Raw genomic sequence first — 1,354 nt, forward strand, 5'->3', positions numbered from 1 at the left:
GCAGTTCCCTCACGGGGACGCAAGCATGACCGGATTATGACTGTTTATTACCTATCGCCCGCTTCGCGCATGAAGCGGGCTCCTTCCCGTACGTTGCTGACTTGCGAAGATCGGCAACGGAAGAAGGAGCCCGGTGTCAGGGTACGCGGTCCCCGAGGAATTGGCAGGGTTCGAGCGGTCATGGGCGCGGTTCGCGGGGTTGCTCACCGCTTTGTCCGACCCGGTTGCCGGGCCGAGGACGCATGCTGACGTGGAGGAATACCTGCTGGCTGAGGGGCGGGAGGTCATGCGGCAGGTGACTCAGGACCGCCTTGACCACCTCGCGGCCGATGAGGGGCGGCGCACGCGGGTCCTGGACGCCGGCGGTGTCGCGCACACCCGGGTCGAGCGGGGACACGCACGGCAGCTGGTGACGGTGTTCGGCCCGGTCACGGTGAGGCGGATGGCCTACCGCGCGCCGGGGACAGCCAACCTGTATCCGCTGGACCAACGGCTGAACCTCCCCGTCGAGACGCACTCTCATACGCTGCGGAAACTGGCCGCGCTTGAGGCGGCACGCGGGAGTTTCGACGGCGCGGTCACCGCGATTGCCCAGGCCACCGGGCAGATCGTCGGCAAGCGGCAACGGCTGGCCCTGGCACGGCTGGCCGCCCGTGACATTGCCGCCTTCTACGATGCCCGCCGTCCCGATCCGGCCGGAACCGACCGGCTGATGGTGCTGTCCTTCGACGGCAAGGGCGTGGTCATGCGGCCCGAGGCGCTGCGCAAGGCGACTGCCCTGGCCGCCGCGAACGGCGAGCGGAAGCTGGTCACCCGGCTGTCGCCCGGGGAGAAGAACGGCCGCAAGCGAATGGCCGAGCTGGCCGTGGTCTACGACGCGCTGCCCGTCACGCGCGCTGCCGCGGACGTCATCAGCCGCACTCCTGCCCGTCCCGCCTCGGAGGCGGAGGATGCCACCGGCCTGAAGGAGAGCGCCGGGCGGCGGCGCGGTCCCAAGGCCGTCGGCAAGTGGCTGACCGCCTCGCTGATCAGGGACATTCCCGCTGTTGTCGCGGCCGGGTTCGACGAGGCCGAACGCCGTGACCCTGCCCACGAGCGGATTTGGGTCGTGCTGGTCGACGGCAACCGCACCCAGATCGACGCGATCAAGGCTGAGGCCACCCGGCGTGAGATCACCGTGTACATCGTGCTCGACTTCGTTCACGTGCTGGAGTACATCTGGCGCGCGGGCTGGTCGTTCTTCGACGTCGGTGACCCGGCCGCCGAGCAGTGGGTCGCCGAGCAGGCCATCAAGGTCCTGGACGGCAAGGCCGCCCAGGTCGCCACCGGGATACGCCGCCGCGCCACCCGTTTC

The 1,354-nt window shown here is 69.4% G+C and carries 1 protein-coding gene; it reads left to right on the forward strand.

Annotated features, from left to right (window positions below; genetic code table 11):
* Nucleotides 1-133: 133 nt before the first annotated feature.
* The coding region (locus tag Acor_RS00075) for an ISKra4 family transposase (RefSeq protein ID WP_155334405.1) at nucleotides 134-1,354 on the forward strand (1,221 nt) is incomplete at its 3' end.

Source organism: Acrocarpospora corrugata (assembly GCF_009687845.1).
Taxonomy (GTDB): domain Bacteria; phylum Actinomycetota; class Actinomycetes; order Streptosporangiales; family Streptosporangiaceae; genus Acrocarpospora; species Acrocarpospora corrugata.